General features: G+C 61.0%; 17 protein-coding genes. 11 read left to right on the plus strand and 6 right to left on the minus strand.

From position 1 onward, the window contains the following. Positions 1-13: 13 nt before the first annotated feature. Positions 14-1009 (minus strand): ArsR/SmtB family transcription factor, encoded by a 996-nt coding sequence (locus tag QIW53_RS24120; protein ID WP_371052067.1) that lies wholly within the window; start codon positions 1007-1009, stop codon positions 14-16. Positions 1010-1269: 260 nt separating this feature from the next. On the opposite strand from QIW53_RS24120, the gene tkt reads away from it, so the two are divergent. From tkt to QIW53_RS24155, 7 genes are all read left to right on the plus strand, one after another. Then, positions 1270-3267 carry a transketolase gene (gene tkt / locus QIW53_RS24125; RefSeq protein WP_371052068.1) on the plus strand — a complete coding sequence of 666 codons (1998 nt, stop codon included), beginning with the start codon at positions 1270-1272 and terminating at the stop codon, positions 3265-3267. A gap of 182 nt (positions 3268-3449) precedes the next feature. Beyond that, positions 3450-4517: an erythrose-4-phosphate dehydrogenase gene (gene epd, locus QIW53_RS24130; RefSeq protein ID WP_371052069.1), complete on the plus strand. Its 1068-nt coding sequence runs from the start codon at positions 3450-3452 to the stop codon at positions 4515-4517. Between the two features lie 12 nt (positions 4518-4529). Then, on the plus strand, positions 4530-5693 hold the full coding sequence (locus QIW53_RS24135) for a phosphoglycerate kinase (RefSeq protein WP_371052070.1): 1164 nt from the start codon (positions 4530-4532) through the stop codon (positions 5691-5693). A gap of 34 nt (positions 5694-5727) precedes the next feature. Beyond that, entirely contained in the window at positions 5728-5949 is a 222-nt protein-coding gene (locus QIW53_RS24140; RefSeq protein ID WP_371052071.1) for a hypothetical protein, read from the plus strand. Positions 5950-6005: 56 nt separating this feature from the next. Beyond that, entirely contained in the window at positions 6006-6338 is a 333-nt protein-coding gene (locus tag QIW53_RS24145) for an MliC family protein (protein ID WP_371052072.1), read from the plus strand. Positions 6339-6586: 248 nt separating this feature from the next. After that, positions 6587-7651: a class II fructose-bisphosphate aldolase gene (gene fba, locus QIW53_RS24150; protein WP_007913760.1), complete on the plus strand. Its 1065-nt coding sequence runs from the start codon at positions 6587-6589 to the stop codon at positions 7649-7651. Positions 7652-7888: 237 nt separating this feature from the next. Beyond that, complete coding sequence (locus QIW53_RS24155; RefSeq protein WP_371052073.1) at positions 7889-8389, plus strand: hypothetical protein; 501 nt, start codon at positions 7889-7891, stop codon at positions 8387-8389. A gap of 23 nt (positions 8390-8412) precedes the next feature. On the opposite strand, the gene QIW53_RS24160 is transcribed toward QIW53_RS24155, so the two are convergent. Continuing rightward, positions 8413-9081: a polysaccharide lyase family 7 protein gene (locus QIW53_RS24160; RefSeq protein WP_371052074.1), complete on the minus strand. Its 669-nt coding sequence runs from the start codon at positions 9079-9081 to the stop codon at positions 8413-8415. Between the two features lie 319 nt (positions 9082-9400). On the opposite strand from QIW53_RS24160, the gene QIW53_RS24165 reads away from it, so the two are divergent. From QIW53_RS24165 to QIW53_RS24175, 3 genes are read left to right on the plus strand one after another with little or no spacing between them, the layout of a single operon-like run. Beyond that, positions 9401-11524: a putative bifunctional diguanylate cyclase/phosphodiesterase gene (locus QIW53_RS24165; RefSeq protein WP_371052075.1), complete on the plus strand. Its 2124-nt coding sequence runs from the start codon at positions 9401-9403 to the stop codon at positions 11522-11524. 47 nt (positions 11525-11571) lie between these two features. Then, entirely contained in the window at positions 11572-12063 is a 492-nt protein-coding gene (locus QIW53_RS24170) for a M48 metallopeptidase family protein (protein ID WP_371052076.1), read from the plus strand. Positions 12064-12078: 15 nt separating this feature from the next. After that, a complete protein-coding gene (locus QIW53_RS24175) occupies positions 12079-12375 on the plus strand; it encodes a winged helix-turn-helix domain-containing protein (RefSeq protein WP_371052077.1) in 297 nt (98 codons plus the stop codon). Between the two features lie 105 nt (positions 12376-12480). Here QIW53_RS24175 and QIW53_RS24180 read toward each other — a convergent pair whose 3' ends face one another. Continuing rightward, positions 12481-12933 (minus strand): GNAT family N-acetyltransferase, encoded by a 453-nt coding sequence (locus tag QIW53_RS24180; RefSeq protein ID WP_371052078.1) that lies wholly within the window; start codon positions 12931-12933, stop codon positions 12481-12483. Positions 12934-13189: 256 nt separating this feature from the next. Between QIW53_RS24180 and QIW53_RS24185 the strand changes: the two genes are divergently transcribed. Then, a complete protein-coding gene (locus QIW53_RS24185; RefSeq protein WP_371052079.1) occupies positions 13190-13927 on the plus strand; it encodes a substrate-binding periplasmic protein in 738 nt (245 codons plus the stop codon). 103 nt (positions 13928-14030) lie between these two features. On the opposite strand, the gene yccS is transcribed toward QIW53_RS24185, so the two are convergent. The 3 genes from yccS to dbpA all read right to left on the minus strand — a co-directional run bounded on the left by yccS (position 14031) and on the right by dbpA (position 19128). Continuing rightward, a complete protein-coding gene (gene yccS, locus QIW53_RS24190) occupies positions 14031-16217 on the minus strand; it encodes a YccS family putative transporter (protein WP_371052080.1) in 2187 nt (728 codons plus the stop codon). A gap of 225 nt (positions 16218-16442) precedes the next feature. Beyond that, positions 16443-17621: an NAD(P)/FAD-dependent oxidoreductase gene (locus QIW53_RS24195; protein WP_371052081.1), complete on the minus strand. Its 1179-nt coding sequence runs from the start codon at positions 17619-17621 to the stop codon at positions 16443-16445. Between the two features lie 169 nt (positions 17622-17790). Then, positions 17791-19128 (minus strand): ATP-dependent RNA helicase DbpA, encoded by a 1338-nt coding sequence (dbpA, locus tag QIW53_RS24200; RefSeq protein ID WP_371052106.1) that lies wholly within the window; start codon positions 19126-19128, stop codon positions 17791-17793. Between the last annotated feature and the right edge of the window lie 20 nt (positions 19129-19148).

Consider the following 19148-nt stretch of genomic DNA (forward strand, 5'->3'; position numbering starts at 1 on the left):
TTGTTTCCTGAATTTACCGATGGTGAGTGTCGCCAGCCGGCCGCTGAAAGGCGCGAACCTGAATCTGGAAACCATTACGTAAGCCTACATAGAGGCTTTCCCCGGGAACGAGTCCCGCAGCGGTGGCCCAACGGGCCAGATCGTCCTGTTCAAACCCCAACCACAGATCACCGCAGGCCTCCCTGGCCCAACTCTGGTTGTGGCTGCATAACTCTGTCACGAGCAGGCTACCGCCCGGTTGCAGCAGGCCGGCCATGTGCTTGAGTGCTTCGGCCGGTGCGGCAAAGTGGTGCAACACCATGTTCAGGACCACGCAATCGGCCTGCAGGCTTACACCCGTCAGTGCATCGGCCAGTTGCAGGCTGACGTTAGCCAGCTGTTCCCGTTCACAGACCTGGCGTGCCAGTTCCAGCATGGCCGGGCTGTTGTCCAGCGCCGTGACGTGATGGAAGCGGCGCGCCAGTTCGGGCAGAAAAGCGCCGTCGCCGGGGCCGACTTCGAGGGCGCTGGCGCTCTCGTTGAAGCTCAGTTTGTCGAGCAGCGCGACCACGCTGTCGCGGTACTGTGGCAGGCCGGCGATCAAGTCTTGCTGGGCGCGAAATTTCTCTGCGACCCGGGCGAAAAAGTCCTGGCTGGCGGCCGCTCGCTGTCCATGGACCTGACCGATCCGCGACTGCACATCGGCAGGCAGGGTCAGGTTATCCACTTCTTCGAGCAGCGCGGCGTGCAGCTTGCCGCCCAGCAGCTCGGTGTGCGGCAGGGCGCGGCGATAGAAGATCGCGTTGCCTTCGCGGCGTGTCGCCACCAGGTCGGCCTGGGCCAGGACCTTGAGGTGGTGGCTCATGCCCGACTGGCCGATGCCGAAAATCTGCGCCAGCTCCAGCACGCCAAACGAATCGTTGGCCAACGCACGCAATACATTCAAGCGCAGCGGATCGCCGCCGGCCTTGCACAGGGCCGCCAGTTCGTCGCAATCGTCATGTTGAATGGAAGGCACGCGCAAGTTCATAGGGCCAGCAGTCTAGTGACGGCCGGAAAGCATCGCAAGGGCAATATCAAAAAGTTTTGATATTGCTCGATAGATGGCACTTCTCAGGGGATGAGTCACTCTACAAATCGTCAGCGGAAAGGTTTCACCAGGCGAATGAGAATTTATCCACCGGAAAAACGCCTCCAGATGACTATCTGTCATTGCCCCGAGGCGGGTCGGTGAGGGAAAATGCTCGCCTTTTTTCCGTTTCGTTTTATTCAAACCCTAGGAGATCAGCGATGCCCAGCCGTCGTGAGCGTGCCAACGCCATTCGTGCCCTCAGCATGGATGCCGTGCAAAAAGCCAACAGCGGCCATCCCGGTGCCCCGATGGGTATGGCGGATATCGCCGAAGTACTGTGGCGTGACTACCTCAAGCACAACCCGAGCAATCCATCGTTCGCCGACCGTGACCGCTTCGTGCTGTCCAACGGCCACGGCTCGATGCTGATCTACTCGCTGCTGCACCTGACTGGCTACGACCTGTCGATCGATGACCTGAAAAACTTCCGTCAATTGCACAGCCGCACCCCGGGTCACCCGGAATTCGGCTATACCCCGGGTGTTGAAACCACCACCGGCCCACTGGGCCAGGGGCTGGCCAACGCCGTGGGTTTTGCGTTGGCAGAAAAGGTCATGGCGGCGCAGTTCAACCGTCCGGGTCACAACATCGTCGACCACCACACCTACGTTTTCCTGGGTGATGGCTGCATGATGGAAGGCATTTCCCACGAAGTCGGCTCGCTGGCCGGCACCCTGGGCCTGGGCAAGCTGATCGCCTTCTACGATGACAACGGCATTTCCATCGACGGCGAAGTCGAAGGCTGGTTCACCGACGACACGCCAAAGCGTTTCGAAGCCTACAACTGGCAGGTGATCCGCAATGTCGACGGCCACGATCCTGAAGAGATCAAGACCGCCATCGAGACGGCCCGCAAGAGCGCGCAGCCAACCCTGATCTGCTGCAAGACCACCATCGGTTTCGGTTCGCCGAACAAGCAAGGCAAGGAAGATTGCCATGGTGCCCCGCTGGGCGACGCGGAAATCGCCTTGACCCGCGAAGCGCTGAAGTGGAACCACGGCCCGTTCGAAATCCCGGCCGACATCTATGCCGAGTGGGACGCCAAGGAAGCCGGTCGCGCCGCCGAAGCCGAGTGGGACCAACGTTTCGCGGCCTACTCCGCTGCCTTCCCGACCGAAGCCAACGAGCTGATCCGTCGCCTGAGCGGTGAGCTGCCGGCTGATTTCAGCGACAAGGCCGACGCCTACATCGCCGAAGTGGCCGCCAAGGGCGAAACCATCGCCAGCCGCAAGGCCAGCCAGAACACCCTGAATGCCTTTGGCCCGCTGCTGCCCGAGTTCCTCGGCGGTTCGGCCGACCTGGCCGGTTCCAACCTGACCCTGTGGAAAGGTTGCAAGGGTGTCAGCGCGGAAGATGCCAGTGGCAACTACATGTACTACGGCGTGCGCGAGTTCGGCATGACCGCGATCATGAACGGCGTCGCCCTGCACGGCGGCCTGGTGCCTTACGGCGCGACCTTCCTGATGTTCATGGAATACGCGCGCAACGCGGTGCGCATGTCCGCCCTGATGAAGCAGCGTGTGATTCACGTCTACACCCACGACTCCATCGGTCTGGGCGAAGACGGTCCGACGCACCAGCCCATCGAGCAACTGGCGAGCCTGCGCTGCACGCCGAACCTCGACACCTGGCGCCCAGGTGACGCGGTTGAATCGGCCGTGGCCTGGAAACACGCGCTGGAGCGCAAGGACGGCCCTTCGGCGCTGATCTTCTCGCGTCAGAACCTGCAGCACCAAACCCGTGATGCCGGCCAGATTGCCGATATCAGCCGTGGTGGTTACGTGCTCAAGGACTGCGCGGGCGAGCCTGAGCTGATCCTGATCGCCACCGGTTCCGAAGTCGGCCTGGCCGTTCAGGCCTTCGACAAGCTGACCGAGCAGGGCCGCAAGGTGCGCGTTGTTTCCATGCCTTGCACCAGCGTGTTCGATGCCCAGGACGCCGACTACAAACAATCGGTCCTGCCGTTGCAGGTCGGTGCCCGTATCGCCATCGAAGCCGCCCATGCGGACTACTGGTACAAGTACGTGGGCCTGGAAGGTCGCGTCATCGGCATGACCACCTACGGTGAGTCGGCGCCGGCGTCGGCGTTGTTCGAAGAGTTCGGTTTCACCCTGGAAAACATCCTGGGTCAGGCTGAAGAGCTGCTGGAAGACTAAGGCACAACGCGGCGGCCCAGGCTGCCGCGTCCTCTGCAGGAGCGAGCATGCTCGCGATGGTGGCTCAGGCACCGCGGGGAGTCAGATTTCCCGCGTTATCGTTGGCGACCATCGCGAGCATGCTCGCTCCTACAGGGGGGTTGTGTTGTTTATGAGATTGCCTGCGTCCATCGAGAACCCCCATGCCTCAACCGCGTCCCTACAAAGTTGCACTCAACGGCTACGGCCGGATTGGTCGTTGCGTCTTGCGTGCGTTGTTCGAGCGAGGCGAGAAGGCTGGGTTCGAGATTGTCGCGATCAACGATCTGGCGGATATGGCCAGTATCGAATACCTGACACGTTTCGACTCCACCCACGGGCGTTTTCCCGGTGAGGTGAAGGTCGATGGCGATTGTCTGCATATCAATGGCGACTGCGTGAAGGTTTTGCGCAGTGCCACCCCCGAAGGCATCGATTGGGCGTCGCTGGGCGTCGATCTGGTGCTGGAATGCTCAGGCGCCTACCACACCCGCGAAGACGGCCAGCGTTTCCTCGACGCCGGTGCGCCCCGCGTGCTGTTTTCCCAGCCGATGGCCAGCGAGGCGGATGTCGACGCGACCATCGTCTACGGGGTGAATCAGGATTGCCTGAGCGGTGACGAACTGCTGGTGTCCAACGCGTCCTGCACCACCAACTGCGGCGTGCCGCTGTTGCGCCTGCTGGACCAGGCCATCGGTCTGGAATACGTGTCGATCACCACCATTCACTCGGCGATGAACGACCAGCCGGTCATCGATGCCTATCACCACGAAGACCTGCGCCGCACCCGTTCGGCGTTCCAGTCGGTGATCCCGGTGTCCACTGGTCTGGCGCGCGGCATCGAACGCCTGCTGCCGGAACTTGCCGGGCGAATTCAGGCCAAAGCCGTACGCGTGCCGACGGTGAACGTGTCTTGCCTCGATATTACGATGCAGACCGTCAGCGACACCGACGCCGCCGAGGTCAACCGGATCCTGCGCGACGCCGCTACCAGCGGCCCGCTCAAGGGCCTTCTGGCCTACACCGAGTTGCCCCATGCAAGCTGTGATTTCAACCATGACCCACATTCGGCGATCGTCGATGCCAGTCAGACCCGCGTTTCCGGCCCACGGCTGGTGAACATCCTGGCCTGGTTCGACAACGAATGGGGTTTTGCCAATCGAATGCTGGACGTTGCAGAACACTATCTGCAATCAGCTGACTCTCAAAAACACTGCTCTCCAAAACAGTAGGAAATGCGACCCATGACCGTGTTGAAGATGACCGACCTCGATCTGCAAGGTAAGCGCGTACTGATTCGCGAAGACCTCAACGTCCCAGTCAAGGACGGTGTTGTCACCAGCGATGCGCGAATCCTGGCTTCGCTGCCGACCATCAAGCTGGCCCTGGAAAAAGGCGCGGCCGTGATGGTCTGCTCGCACCTTGGCCGTCCGACCGAAGGCGAATTCTCTGCCGAGAACAGCCTCAAGCCTGTCGCTGACTACCTGAGCAAGGCGCTGGGCCGTGAAGTGCCGCTGGTGGCCGATTACCTGGGCGGCGTTGACGTCAAGGCCGGCGACATCGTGTTGTTCGAAAACGTGCGCTTCAACAAGGGCGAGAAAAAGAACGCCGACGAACTGGCCCAGCAGTACGCCGCCCTGTGCGACGTGTTCGTGATGGACGCCTTCGGCACTGCCCACCGCGCAGAAGGTTCGACCCATGGCGTGGCGAAATTCGCCAAGGTCGCGGCGGCAGGTCCCTTGCTGGCTGCCGAGCTGGAAGCGCTGGGCAAAGCCTTGGGTTCGCCGGCCAAGCCAATGGCGGCCATCGTGGCCGGTTCCAAGGTCTCGACCAAACTCGACGTGCTGAACAGCCTGAGCCAGATCTGCGACCAGTTGATCGTGGGCGGCGGCATTGCCAACACCTTCCTGGCCGCTGCCGGTCACCCGGTCGGCAAGTCGCTGTACGAACCGGACCTGCTGGACACCGCCCGTGCCATCGCGGCCAAGGTCAGCGTGCCATTGCCGGTGGATGTCGTGGTCGCCAAGGAGTTCGCTGAAAGCGCCGAAGCCACCGTCAAGCTGATCGCCGACGTGGCGGCCGACGACATGATCCTGGACATCGGCCCACAGACCGCGGCGAATTTCGCCGAACTGTTGAAGTCCTCGAAAACCATCCTGTGGAACGGTCCGGTCGGCGTGTTCGAATTCGACCAGTTCGGCAACGGCACCAAAGTGTTGGCCCAGGCCATTGCGCAAAGCGCGGCGTTCTCCATCGCTGGCGGCGGCGACACCCTGGCGGCCATCGATAAATATGGCGTGGCCGAGCAGATCTCCTACATCTCCACCGGTGGCGGTGCCTTCCTCGAGTTTGTCGAAGGTAAAGTGCTGCCGGCCGTTGAAGTCCTGGAAAGTCGGGCCAAGGCCTGAGGTCGTTGAATTGACCCGGCAAGGGAGTGTTCACATGGTCAGGGTGCTTGGATTGCTGATCGTTGCGGGGGCGCTGGCGGCCTGCGGGAGTTCTCCGAAGGCCACTCCGGAGCCCGCACCGCAGGCGGTGGAAAAGGGCTGCTACCAGGCTGACTGGCAAGCGGAAACCAATCCCGTGATCAACAAGCGATCCGGGCCCGACGGCCTGGACAAATACGAAACTCAGACGCCCGCCAAGGAACATGGTTGTCCTTGACGGGTCTGACTCCTTACTCAGGACAGGCGGCGTGTGCCGTCAGTCGAGGAACACGGATGAAAGGGTTTATCGCCATTACGGCGTTGGCACTGCTGGCAGGTTGCTCCAATTTCGACCTGTTCAAATCGGCCGAATCGACGGACAACTGGACCACCTGGACCTGTGACAGCCAGGCCAAAGTGCTCTGGCGCTACACTGATGACAGTCGCAAGGCCGTCGATGTGCGTCTCGGCGGCGCCGATCAGGTCTATCGCCTGAAGGAGGAGCCAGGTGCGTCGGGTGTGCTGTACAGCAATGACATGCTGGCGTTTCACATGAAAGGTGATGAAGGCCTGGTTTACTGGGTCGCCACCAATGATTTGATTGGCCGTGGCTGTAAAGCGCAATAACTGAAACGCCACGGACCAAATGTGGGAGCGGGCTTGCTCGCGAAGCGGTGGGTCAGCTTGCATCGATGTTGAATGTCAGATCGCATTCGCGAGCAAGCCCGCTCCCACAGGGTTCTGCGTAACGTACAGAATTTTGCAACACCGAATTGGCAGGCCGGACCAACCCCCGATCTGCAAAAACTTGAATAGCCGCCGCCGCTCCGGCAGGCTGGCACGATTAACGACCCAAACCGGGAGAGAGACACACAATGGCACTTATCAGCATGCGCCAGATGCTGGACCACGCAGCCGAGTTCGGCTACGGCGTTCCAGCCTTCAACGTCAACAACCTTGAGCAGATGCGCGCCATCATGGAAGCCGCTGACAAGACTGACTCTCCGGTGATCGTCCAGGCGTCGGCCGGTGCGCGCAAGTACGCCGGTGCACCGTTCCTGCGTCACCTGATCCTGGCAGCCATCGAAGAATTCCCGCACATTCCGGTGTGCATGCACCAGGACCACGGCACCAGCCCTGACGTCTGCCAGCGTTCCATTCAACTGGGCTTCAGCTCGGTGATGATGGACGGTTCCCTGGGCGAAGACGGCAAGACCCCGACCGACTACGACTACAACGTGCGCGTGACCCAGCAAACCGTGGCCATGGCGCACGCCTGTGGTGTTTCGGTAGAGGGTGAGCTGGGCTGCCTGGGCTCGCTGGAAACCGGCATGGCCGGTGAAGAAGACGGTATCGGCGCCGAAGGCGTTCTGGACCACAGCCAGATGCTGACCGACCCGGAAGAAGCCGCTGACTTCGTCAAGCGCACTCAGGTCGACGCCCTGGCCATCGCCATCGGCACCAGCCACGGCGCCTACAAGTTCACCAAGCCGCCGACCGGCGACGTGCTGGCGATCGACCGCATCAAGGAAATCCACAAGCGCATTCCGAACACCCACCTGGTGATGCACGGTTCGTCTTCGGTTCCGCAGGAATGGCTGGCGATCATCAACCAGTACGGCGGCGACATCAAGGAAACCTACGGCGTGCCGGTCGAGGAAATCGTCGAAGGCATCAAGTACGGCGTGCGCAAGGTCAACATCGACACCGACCTGCGCCTGGCGTCCACCGGTGCGATGCGTCGCCTGATGGCCACCAACCCGAGCGAGTTCGACCCGCGTAAATTCTTCGGCGCCACCGTCACCGCCATGCGCGACGTGTGCATCGCCCGTTACGAAGCCTTCGGCACCGCCGGCAACGCCTCGAAGATCAAGCCGATCTCGTTGGAAGCGATGTACCAGCGTTACCTGAAGGGTGAGTTGAACGCCAAGGTCAACTAAGCCTTCAGCATCCAGCAATAAAAACCCGCAGAAATGCGGGTTTTTTTATGGTGCCTTGATTAGTTAGTTGGCCCGAACGACTGGTTAGAGCTAGTTGAAGTCTGCTAAACCCATCAGGAATAGAACAAAATTATATAAAGGCCTGTAACTTCTGACAGGTGCTAAATTCGTGGGTAACCGGTAGTTTTATCAAGTAAGTCAAGAGACTTGGGTGTTAAACATCGGAGTGGGCTAGTAATGAACATTGCTCAGGTGTCGCAGTTTCCACAGAGCCTGCTGCCTTTTGGGCCAGCCGTCTTGATGGAGGAAGCCTTCGACGATGCTGTCTATGCGTTTCCTCGTTTAAGAAGCATGCCCGCAATACTTTCGCAGGTAAAGCAAACATCCTGGGCTTCATTGGAGTATTGCTTGCCACAATCCACCAGGGTTGGCGATGTACTGGAGGTTTTCCTGATAGATTCAGGGCTCTTCCCAACGTTGATTCTGAAAATACACCTTGATGATAATTCCTTGTTTCGTGCAATTCGCAGAAACCGAGGTATTTTTGTCAGGGCGGAGATAAACACGAGTTCTTGGCCCGGTCTTGGTATTGTCCCGGGCACCTACGATCTAGAAGTAGCACAGTTCGGAGCGAGCGCGCCGGGTGTGCCGACACCTCCCGATCCGGCGGCTCAGGTGCCTGCAACCCCCAGTAGAGTCGTTGCTTTGAGTTTTCTCCGCTCTTATGTGATCACCTGAAGCAGTTGAGATGTTCATGTGCGCTACTTGTCGTGATCAATATCCAGCTTGCTGAACGTCACCTTGCCACCTTCACTGGTGTACCCGGTGTTGTCCTGCACATAGACCCCGGCCTTGAAGTACAGGGGCTTGACGCGCCAGGTCGCGCTGATTTTGGTGTCCCACTGGTAGCCGGCGGCGCTGATGCCGAGCGCGCCGCCGGGGCTGAGGTGGATGAGGTAGGAAAACTCCTGATCGAGTTTCACCCCGGTGGCGATGGTGATGACCCGGCCTTCGCCGTCGTCGGGGTGCATGCGCACCTTGGCGACGATGTTGCCGGTCTTGCTGGCGGTCTTGTACTGGTACTCGACCTTGACCATGGGTTTCTGGCTTTCGTAGGCGTGGATCTGGCCGATGACGATCTTGCCCGAGCTGGGCACCTGGTTCACCGCCAGGGTGGCGCGCAGGGAGTTGTCGGCGTCGGGGTAATACCAGTTTTTCAGGGTGCCGTTGCTGTAGGTTTCGCGCAGTTCGGTGCGGGGGTACTTGGCGTTTTCGGTGCGCGTCCCTGTCACCGGCGACCAGAAAAACAGTGTGCCGGTGTTGGAATGGAAATACTGGTTCTTGTATCCCTTCACCAGTTTGTTGGTTTCAACGGTGTACGGCGGGCTGCCGACGGGAACACTGAGATTCCAGGATGCGAGGTCGATCATAGGCAAATTTCCACAACGTTTTTCCGGCACGGACGTGCCAGAAGCTCTAGCACGGGCCTTGGAGGGCGCCCTTTATAATCGTAGAGGAAATTTTTGTTAATGCCGGACTGACAGATGGATGACGTCAAAATCCTGTTAAAACGCCATCTTTCCCATGATTAGCGGGCTGCAGGGGTGACCGTTAGTCGGTAAATGAAGGCTGTGTTTAAATGATGGCGGACTGACAGCTTCTGCTTTCGCAGTTCCCGGTCTAGAGTGAAGGCTCTGTACTGTCCGGTTTTCATGAGAAACCGGCCGACGTCCCGATAAGAGAAGCAGCATGGAATGCGCGCAAACTACGCCAGCCGAAGGCACCTCAACCCTTTTGATCGTCGATGATTACCCTGAAAACCTGATCAGCATGCGGGCGTTGCTGCAGCGTCAGGATTGGCAGGTGATGACGGCTGCATCCGGTTTTGAAGCCCTCAGCCTTCTACTCGAGCATGATGTCGACCTGGTGCTGCTGGATGTGCAGATGCCGGGCATGGACGGTTTCGAGGTCGCGCGGCTGATGCGCGGCAGCCAGCGAACCCGCCTGACGCCGATCATCTTCCTCACCGCCAACGAACAGTCCCAGGACGCCGTGATCAAGGGTTATGCCAGCGGCGCCGTGGATTACCTGTTCAAACCCTTCGATCCGCAGATTCTCAAGCCCAAGGTGCAGGCGTTGCTGGAGCACCAGCGCAATCGCCGCGCCTTGCAGCGCCTGAGCCACGACCTGGAGGTGGCGCGCGCCTTCAATGCGTCGGTGCTGGATAACGCCGCCGAGGGCATCCTGGTGGTCGACGAAGGCGGGGTGATCGGCTTTGCCAACCCGGCCATGTCGCGCCTGCTCAATGCCACGCAGCAGGATCTGCAGGGCCGGGAATTCCTCGATTTTCTGCAAAAACCGCATATTCCGGTCTGGGCCGATTCCGAGCTGTTCTGCGGTTACAAGCGCGGGGAAACCTTTCGCCTGCACGACGCATTGCTGCGCACCGCTGCCGGCCAGCAGGTGCCTGTGGCTCTTTCCTGCGCGCCGCTGCCCGCCGAGCAGCATGCGATGGTGGTGACGGTGCTGGACATGTCGGTGGTGCGCCACCTGCATCAGCAGCTGGAATTCCAGGCGGTCACCGATCCCTTGACCGGCCTGCTCAATCGTCGGGGTTTCTACCAGACCGTGGAAAACCTCCTGCTGCGCGGGGAGCGTAGCGAGCGTGCCTGGGTGTTGCTGTACCTGGATCTCGATGGTTTCAAGCGGGTCAACGACTCCCTCGGGCATGACGCCGGTGACCGGGTGCTGCGCTGGGTCTCCGAGCAGTTGAAAGCCTGCCTGCGTCCCTTCGACATTCTGTCGCGCATGGGCGGTGATGAGTTCACCGCCCTGCTTGATCTGGAGTTCCCCGAGCAAGCGGCTAAGATTGCCGAGAAACTCATCGAGCGGGTGTCGATCTGCCAACAGATCGACGGCCTGGATATCGCCCTGGGCGCCAGTATCGGTATCGCCACCTTTCCGGACTGCGGTGCCAACCTCGATGGCCTGTTGCGCGCAGCCGATATCGCCATGTACGAGGCCAAGCGTGCCGGCCGCCAGCAGTATCGCTTCTATGACCACGACATGAACGGTCGCGCCCGTTCGCGGCTGATGCTCGAAGAAAGCGTGCGCAGCGCCATCGAGAACCGTGATTTCAACCTGGTATATCAGCCCCAGGTGGCCATCGACGATGGACGGATTCGTGGCTTCGAGGCGCTGTTGCGCTGGCAGCACCCGAGTGTCGGCGATGTGCCTCCCGGACTGTTTTTGCCCTTGCTGGAAGAGGCGCGCCTGATCAGCCGTCTGAGCACCTGGATCTATCAACGTGGCGCCGGACAGCGCAAGGCGTGGGAAAGCGGGTTCGCCGAAGACCTTGTGCTTGGCATCAGCCTGAGCAGCACGCAGTTCGGCATGCCCAACCTGGTGACCGAGTTGCGCCAGGTGCTGGAGCGCCATGGTTTGCAGGCCTGTCATCTGGAAGTCGAGGTGACTGAAGAAGCCTTGATGCAAAACCCCGAGGAAACCCGCAAGCAACTGCGGCTGTTGCACAACCTGGGGGTTCGTGTGGCGCTGGATGATTTCGGTTCCGGGCCGTGCTCGCTGTCTCATCTGCGCGACCTGGAGCTGGATACACTCAAGCTCGATCGCCACGTGATCGCCCGCTTGCCTGATTCATCCCGGGACGCAGCGCTGGTGCGCAATGTGATCGACCTGTGCAAGCAATACTCGATTCTGGTGATCGCCGAGGGCGTGGAAACTGTCGAGCAATATGAGTGGCTGCGCGCCAATGGCTGCGAGTACGTGCAAGGTTTCCTGGTGGCACACCCGATGGTGGCTGAGGACGTCGCCGGCTTCGCGCAACCCTTCGACTGGAGCGCGCTGACGGCCTGAATTCGCTACACTGGCGAACTTTGCGTAATTGATGTGCTGCCCCCCCCATGACTGCCTTGAAATACCTTCAGGCCTACCCCGTTGCGTTGCAGGACCAGGTGCGCCAGCTGATCGCCGAGGATCGGCTGGGCGAGTACCTGAGCCGGCGTTATCCGCAACAACACGATGTGCAGAGCGACAAGGCGCTGTACGCCTATGCCCTGGATCTCAAGCAGGAATACCTGCGTAACGCCCCGGCCATCGACAAGGTGTTGTTCGATAACCGCCTGGACCTGACGCACCGCGCCCTCGGCCTGCACACTACGATCTCCCGGGTGCAGGGCGGCAAGCTCAAGGCCAAGAAGGAAATTCGCGTTGCCTCGCTGTTCAAGGAAGCACCCGCTGAATTTCTGAAAATGATCGTGGTGCACGAGTTGGCGCACTTCAAGGAGTCGGACCACAACAAGGCGTTCTACAAGTTGTGCGAGCACATGTTGCCGGGGTATCACCAGGTGGAATTCGATCTGCGGGTGTACCTGACGTGGCGGGAAATGCAGTAGCCAAGGAGTGTGTGGATGGACGTGAGCAAGACCAAGAGCAGCTTCTATCGTCGCCTGTACGTGGCGTACCTGATCGACAGCGGGCTGGCCAGCAGTGTACCGGCCCTCACCGACGTGACGGGCATGCCCCGGCGCACGGCTCAGGACACCATCGCGGCGCTGGCGGACCTGGACATTGTCTGCGAGTTCGAACAGGAAGAGGGCGCGCGCAACCACGCCGGGCGTTATCGGATTCGCGAGTGGGGGGCGATCGATCGTGGGTGGATCGAGCGCCATCTGCGGCAGATCAAGGCGGTGTTGGAGTATCCCTAGCTCTCGCCGTGGTAGATCGGACGCCTATCGCGAGCAGGCTCGCGCCCACAATGGATCTCCATTGTATTCAATTACTGTGGAGCGAGCCTGCTCGCGATGGGGTCCTCAAGAGCGTCGCATTCCGATATGTGGAATGCCATCCTCGACATACTCCTCACCCGCCACCTCAAACCCGTAGCGCCCGTAGTATCCCTGCAGATGCGCCTGGGCCGACAGGTAGATAGGCACATCCGGCCAGCGCTTCTGAGCCTGCTTCAATGCCTGGTCGATCAGCTCATGACCCAGCCCCTTGCCGCGATAATCAGGCGCGGTGAGTACCCGTCCGATCACCACATCGCCGCCCTGCAGCTCTGGGTCGAGCAATCGCAGGTAGGCCGCCAGCCGATCCCCGTCCCAGGCCATCAGGTGGCAGGTATCGCCCTCCAGGTCCTGGCCATCCACGTCCTGGTAGACGCATTTCTGTTCGACCACGAACACCTCGACGCGCAGTTGCACAATGGCGTACAGCTGCTCCTTGCCCAGATCGCTGTGGTGTTTGCAGACCCAATCGATTGTCATCTTCACGTTTCCTTGAATCAGTGGTTCCGATACTAAGCGTCCGGGCGAAGGATGTCTGCATGGCGGAGAAATCTGTGAGAAAGACCAAAATGCCATCATTCATTTCGTGCGGTTTCGTCTTCTTTGTGTAATCTGAAGCGATGCGCTGCGCGGTGGCTTCTATGAACTAAGGTAAGTAGCTGGGTCTTGCCGGTAAGGGGCCCTGGAGTTTTGGCTGAAAACACGTGGGCAGCCTGCCCGCTAAGGATTTTCGAGCATGCCGCGATTGCATCGAGCGTTGGCCTTGATCGGATGGCTGTTGCTGACTCAAAACGCGGCAGCGGAGAAGCTGCGACTGGTCGCCGACGCCTGGCCACCCTTTACCGATGCCACGCTGGTCAACGGCGGGTTGGCCACCGACATCGTCGCCACCGCGCTGGCCCGTGCCGGCTACGCCAGCGAATTCGAACAGGTGCCCTGGGCCCGAGCGTTGATGGGCATTGGCGAAGGGCGTTACGACGTGCTGGTCAATGCCTGGTACGCGGAGGAACGCACCAGGTTGGGACAGTTCTCCGGCGAGTACCTGCTCAATCGCGTGCGCTTTCTCAAGCGCAAGGACACGCCCATCGAATTCAATAACCTGCAGCAACTGCACATGTACCCCATTGCCGTGGTGCGCGGCTATGCCTATTCGCCGGCCTTCGAGGAGGATGCCGCGCTACAGAAAGTCCCGGTGCACAGCTTTGCGATGGCGGTGCGCATGGTCGCCGCCGACCGGGTCAAGCTGACCCTGGAAGATGAATACGTCGCGCGGTACTACCTGGCCCGCGAGTCGGCCAAGGTGCGCAACTCGGTGGAGTTTCTGCCCAAGCCGCTGAGCGAAAACAGCCTGCACATTCTGGTCAGCCTGAAAAATCCGCAACATGCTCAGATCGTCGCCGGCTTTGATCGGGAGATTGCCGAGATGAAGGCGGACGGCAGTTATGCGCGGTTACTCAAGCAGCATGGGATGTGAGTGTCGGTGCGGCTGACGGCCTCTTCGCGAGCAAGCCCGCTCCCACCCCGGAATGCGTTTCCCTATGGGAGCGGGCTTGCTCGCGATGGCGCCGGATCAGCGGCTACGAACCCTCGCCAGTGTCCTTGATCAGATGCGCTGCCAGCGTGCGCAACGGCCCCAGCTGCCGACAGATCAGCGCCAGTTGCGTCTGGACCAGTCGCTGACCTTCATCGATCTCGTCCGGCATCTGTTCCAGTTCATTGGCCAGCGCTTCTTCTTCATCGCTCTGAATCGTAATCGGCGTTTTGCTCGCCAGGCCCTGGGCGATTTCATCGATGCTGCTCGCCAGTTTCACACCGGCGCCTTCGATCAGGTGTTCGCGCACATCCGCCGGCAACAGGGTTTCGCGGTGTGCGCCGAGTCCTGACAGATAGCTGAGCAAGGTGTGGGACAGCACCAGGAAGCGGAACCCGACGTCCGCTTCCTTCCGGAAATGCCCCGGCTCCATCAGCATGTTGGCCAAGGTCGTCGAGAGCGCCGCGTCGGCGTTGTGCGCGTTGCGCCGGGCCAGACGATAGGCCAGGTCGTCGCTTTTGCCCGCCGCGTATTGCTGCATGATCTGGCGCAGGTAAATGCTGTTGCAGGTCAGGGTGTTGGCCAGCACTTTGTTCAAGCGCCGACCCTGCCAGTCGGGCAGGAACAGGAACACCGCCAGCCCGGCAATCAGGCTGCCGAGCAAGGTATCGAACAGTCGCGGCAGGAACAGGCCGTAGCCATCGCCCACCTGGTTGAAGCAGAACAGCACCATCACCGTGATCGCGGCAGTGGCCAGGGTGTAGCGGGTCGTTCGGCTGATGAAGAACACCACCCCGGCGACAATGGCGAAGCATGACTGCACCAACGGGTTGGGGAACAGGTCGAACAGTGCCCACGCCACCGTCAGGCCGATGGCGGTGCCGATGATCCGCTGGCCGAGCTTGCGGCGTGTGGCGCCGTAGTTCGGCTGGCAGACGAAGAGCGTGGTGAGGATGATCCAGTAGCCCTGGGACGGGTGAATCAAATGCACCATGGCGTAGCCGATGGTCAGGGCCAGGGGCAGGCGCAGGGCGTGGCGGAACAACAACGAGGTCGGTGTCAGCTGCGTGCGCAGGCGCACCCACACATCCTTGAGATTGCGTGGCGAGCGGTCGAGCAGGCTGCTGTCGCTGGCGTCGGCGAGGGCGTCGGGGTTGCTCGCGTCGCTGAGCAGGCGGTCCATGGTGCCGAGGTTGGCGGACAAGGCTCGCAAGGATCGCAACAGCCCGCGCCAGGCGGGATTGCTCTGGATGCGCAGGTGCTCCAGGGAGGCATTCAGGTCCCCCAGGGCCTCGGCGAAACTGGCGTCGTAAACGAAGGGCTGGCGCATCTGGATCGACTCCGCCAGCGCCCGACACGCCTTGCCTTGCTGGCGCAGCAGGCGCTGGCAGCGAAACAGCACGTCGCTGTGGAAAAACGCTTCGGCCAGGGCGTTGTACGGATAGTGCGAAGAACTGGCGCGCTCGTGGATGTCCTGGGCGAGGAAGTAGAGCTTGAGGTAGCGGCTGACTTTCGACCCCGGCCGGCCATTGCCGACGCGGTGCAGGATGATTTCCTTGGCGGCGTTCAGGGCGGCGACGACGCGGCCGTTCTGCTGGGCCAGTTCCAGCCGGCGCGCTTCCACGTCCAGTTGCCGGATCGGTTCCAGCAGCGACGATTTCAGCTTCAGGTAATAGCCCAGTTCGCGGAACAGGCGCGCCAGGCTCTGCTGCACCGGCTGGTTGGAAAACAGCGCCTGCCACAGGACCGACAGTGAGCCGTACCACGCGGCGCCCGCCACCAGCAGCATCGGTTCGTGCCAGAAGTCGGTGACCGCGCCGCCACGCTGGTCCACACCGATCATGGTGTAGACCGACAGAATCAGGGTCGCCGAGGCAATCGCACCATAACGTTCCCCCAGGGCGCCGAGCATGGTCAGGCCGAAACCGGCGAGGGCCAGGGCGATGACAAAGAGAATCGGGTAGGGGAACAGCAGTTCGACCGACAGGGCGGCGATGCTGAAACACACCAGCGTCACCGCCAGCGAATTGATGCGGCCCTGCCAACTGTCGTCAGTCTCGGCCAGGGCGCTGGCGATGATGCCGAGGAACAATGGAATGAGCAGGCCCATTTCATCCTGATACCAGCACAGCGCCATGCTGCCGGTCAGGGCGATGAATACCCGCACGCTGTAGCTGAATTTATCCAGCGCCCAGATACGACGCAGAGACTGACGAAGAGGGGTAGATGACATGAAGTGCGAAGGCCTTCCGAGGCAATGACGCTAAATTGAGCCAGTAATGACGCCGACGCAATGGCGCCGATCACATCTGACAGCAAAATCTGTTCCTTATCCTGGCATGCATTTTCTCCTGTAGGAGCGAGCTTGCTCGCGATGGCGGTGTGTCAGCCAATCAAATGCCGCTGACATACCCTCATCGCGAGCAAGCTCGCTCCTACAGGGGGTATGGGCATCGACTCAAACGTACTGCGCCGCCGCATACCCCGAGGCCCACGCCCACTGGAAATTGAAGCCGCCCAGGTGCCCGGTGACGTCGAGCACTTCGCCAATGAAATACAGGCCAGGGCTTTTCAGCGACTCCATGGTCTTGGACGACACTTCACGGGTATCCACGCCGCCCAGGGTGACTTCGGCGGTGCGATAGCCTTCGGTGCCGGCCGGCACCACTGTCCAGCTCGACAGTTTCTCGGCAATGTCGGCCAGTTCGGCGTGGGTGTACTGCTTGAGGGGTTTGGACACGAACCAGTTGTCCGCCAGCAGAGTGGCCATCTTTTTGGTGAAGACCTCGCCCAGCAGGGTTTTCAGTTCGCTGTTCGGGCGTTCGGCCTGCTGCTGTTGCAACCACTGCGGCACGTCATGGTCCGGCATCAGGTCGATCTCGACCGCATCGCCGGATTCCCAGAACGAGGAAATCTGCAGGATGGCCGGGCCGCTGAGGCCGCGATGGGTGAACAGGATGTTTTCGCGGAAACTCTGACCGTTGCAATTCACCAGGCAATCTACCGAGGTGCCGGACAGCTCGGTGCACAGTGCCTTGAGCTGGTCGGTGATGGTGAACGGCACCAGGCCGGCGCGGGTGGGCAGCAGTTCGTGGCCGAATTGCTTCGCCACCTGATAGCCGAAACCGGTGGCGCCCAGGGTCGGAATCGACAGGCCGCCGGTGGCGATCACCAGGGATTGGCAGGTCACCTGGCCGAGGGTGGTGTCCAGCAGGTACCCGCTTTCCAGCTTCTCGATGCTCTGGATCGAGGTGTCCAGATGCAGGCTGACGCCGACCTGTCCGCACTCGTCGAGCAGCATGTCGAGGATGTCACTGGATTTGTTATCGCAGAACAGCTGGCCGAGTTTCTTCTCGTGGTAGGGCACGCCGTGCTTGGCGACCATGCCGATGAAGTCCCACTGGGTGTAGCGCGCCAGGGCGGATTTGCAGAAGTGCGGGTTCTGCGAGAGAAAGTTGGCAGGTTCTGCGTACATGTTGGTGAAGTTGCAGCGGCCACCGCCCGACATCAGGATTTTCTTGCCGGCCTTGTTGGCATGGTCGAGCAACAACACCTGACGCCCACGCCCGGCGGCGGTCAGTGCACACATCAACCCTGCGGCGCCAGCGCCAATGATCACGACTTCGGTAGAACGCAAAACGGTGTCCTCTGGATTCACCACAAATCAAATCTGTAGGAGCGAGCATGTCGAGGCGTCGAACCGTCGCGATGGTCGTCAACGATGACGCTGGACATCTGACACCCAGCGGCGTTCTCGAGTCCATCGCGAGCATGCTCGCTCCTACAGAAAGGGCGGTGTAGCGCTGTTACAAAATCCGCACGCGCAACGAACGGCCCTTGATCTTGCCGTCGTTGAGGCGCTGCAAGGCCTGTTTGGCGACGCCGCGTTCCACCGCCACGTAGGCCTGGAAGTCGAAAATCGCGATCTTGCCGACCTGGGCGCCGGGAATGCCGGCATCACCGGTCAAGGCCCCGAGGATATCCCCCGGACGTACCTTGTCCTTGCGGCCGGCGGCGATGCACAGGGTGCTCATCTGCGGCAGCAGCGGACCGCCGCCCTGAGACTTGAGGTTGTCCACCTGATCCCAGGTCAGCGGTGTCTTCTGCAGTTCTTCGATGGCCTGTGCACGCTGGGCTTCGGCCGGCGCGACCAGACTGATCGCCAGGCCTTTCTCACCGGCACGACCGGTACGGCCGACACGGTGGATGTGAATTTCCGAGTCACGGGCCAGTTCGACGTTGATCACCATGTCCAGCGAGTCGATGTCCAGGCCGCGGGCGGCGACGTCGGTGGCCACCAGCACCGAGGTGCTGCGGTTGGCGAACATCGCCAGGACCTGATCGCGATCCCGCTGCTCCAGATCGCCGTGCAGGCCGACCGCCGAGATGCCCTTGGCGGTCAGGTGATCGACGGTTTCCTGAACCTGCTGCTTGGTGAAACAGAACGCCACGCAGGACGCCGGGCGGAAATGGCCGAGCACCTTGGTCACCGCGCTCATGCGCTCGTCCGGGGAAATCTCGTAGAAACGCTGCTCGATCTGCGAGTCGTCGTGGAACGCCTCGGCCTTGACCTGCTGCGGGTTGCGCATGAACTTCGCCGCCAGTTGCTTGATGCCGACCGGGTAAGTCGCGGAGAACAGCAGGGTCTGGCGACGCTCCGGGGCCTGCATGATGATTTCTTCGATGGAGTCGTAGAAACCCATGTCGAGCATGCGGTCGGCTTCGTCGAGGATCAGCGTGTTCAGGCCATGCAGGACCAGCGAACCCTTGCGCAGGTGCTGCTGGATGCGCCCGGGGGTGCCGACGATGATGTGTGCGCCGTGTTCCAGCGAAGCGATCTGCGGGCCCAGGGATACGCCGCCGCACAGGGTCAGGACCTTGATGTTGTCTTCGGCGCGGGCCAGGCGGCGGATTTCCTTGGCCACCTGGTCGGCCAGTTCGCGAGTCGGGCACAGGATCAGCGCCTGGCAGCCGAAATAACGCGGATTGATCGGGTTCAACAGGCCGATGCCGAAGGCGGCGGTCTTGCCGCTGCCGGTCTTGGCCTGGGCGATCAGGTCCATCCCCTTGAGGATCACCGGCAAGCTTTGCGCCTGGATCGGCGTCATCTGGGCATAACCGAGGGATTCGAGGTTAGCCAGCATGGCGGCGGACAGCGGCAAAG

Source organism: Pseudomonas fluorescens, assembly GCF_041354075.1.
GTDB classification, from domain to species: domain Bacteria; phylum Pseudomonadota; class Gammaproteobacteria; order Pseudomonadales; family Pseudomonadaceae; genus Aquipseudomonas; species Aquipseudomonas fluorescens_CE.

Excerpts from the sequence above, each read along its gene's own strand:
- QIW53_RS24120 (WP_371052067.1), bottom strand. The coding sequence starts at position 1,009 with ATGAACTTGCGCGTGCCTTCCATTCAACATGACGATTGCGACGAACTG.
- tkt (WP_371052068.1), top strand. The coding sequence starts at position 1,270 with ATGCCCAGCCGTCGTGAGCGTGCCAACGCCATTCGTGCCCTCAGCATG.
- epd (WP_371052069.1), top strand. The coding sequence starts at position 3,450 with ATGCCTCAACCGCGTCCCTACAAAGTTGCACTCAACGGCTACGGCCGG.
- QIW53_RS24135 (WP_371052070.1), top strand. The coding sequence starts at position 4,530 with ATGACCGTGTTGAAGATGACCGACCTCGATCTGCAAGGTAAGCGCGTA.
- QIW53_RS24140 (WP_371052071.1), top strand. The coding sequence starts at position 5,728 with ATGGTCAGGGTGCTTGGATTGCTGATCGTTGCGGGGGCGCTGGCGGCC.
- QIW53_RS24145 (WP_371052072.1), top strand. The coding sequence starts at position 6,006 with ATGAAAGGGTTTATCGCCATTACGGCGTTGGCACTGCTGGCAGGTTGC.
- fba (WP_007913760.1), top strand. The coding sequence starts at position 6,587 with ATGGCACTTATCAGCATGCGCCAGATGCTGGACCACGCAGCCGAGTTC.
- QIW53_RS24155 (WP_371052073.1), top strand. The coding sequence starts at position 7,889 with ATGAACATTGCTCAGGTGTCGCAGTTTCCACAGAGCCTGCTGCCTTTT.
- QIW53_RS24160 (WP_371052074.1), bottom strand. The coding sequence starts at position 9,081 with ATGATCGACCTCGCATCCTGGAATCTCAGTGTTCCCGTCGGCAGCCCG.
- QIW53_RS24165 (WP_371052075.1), top strand. The coding sequence starts at position 9,401 with ATGGAATGCGCGCAAACTACGCCAGCCGAAGGCACCTCAACCCTTTTG.
- QIW53_RS24170 (WP_371052076.1), top strand. The coding sequence starts at position 11,572 with ATGACTGCCTTGAAATACCTTCAGGCCTACCCCGTTGCGTTGCAGGAC.
- QIW53_RS24175 (WP_371052077.1), top strand. The coding sequence starts at position 12,079 with ATGGACGTGAGCAAGACCAAGAGCAGCTTCTATCGTCGCCTGTACGTG.
- QIW53_RS24180 (WP_371052078.1), bottom strand. The coding sequence starts at position 12,933 with ATGACAATCGATTGGGTCTGCAAACACCACAGCGATCTGGGCAAGGAG.
- QIW53_RS24185 (WP_371052079.1), top strand. The coding sequence starts at position 13,190 with ATGCCGCGATTGCATCGAGCGTTGGCCTTGATCGGATGGCTGTTGCTG.
- yccS (WP_371052080.1), bottom strand. The coding sequence starts at position 16,217 with ATGTCATCTACCCCTCTTCGTCAGTCTCTGCGTCGTATCTGGGCGCTG.
- dbpA (WP_371052106.1), bottom strand. The coding sequence starts at position 19,128 with ATGCTGGCTAACCTCGAATCCCTCGGTTATGCCCAGATGACGCCGATC.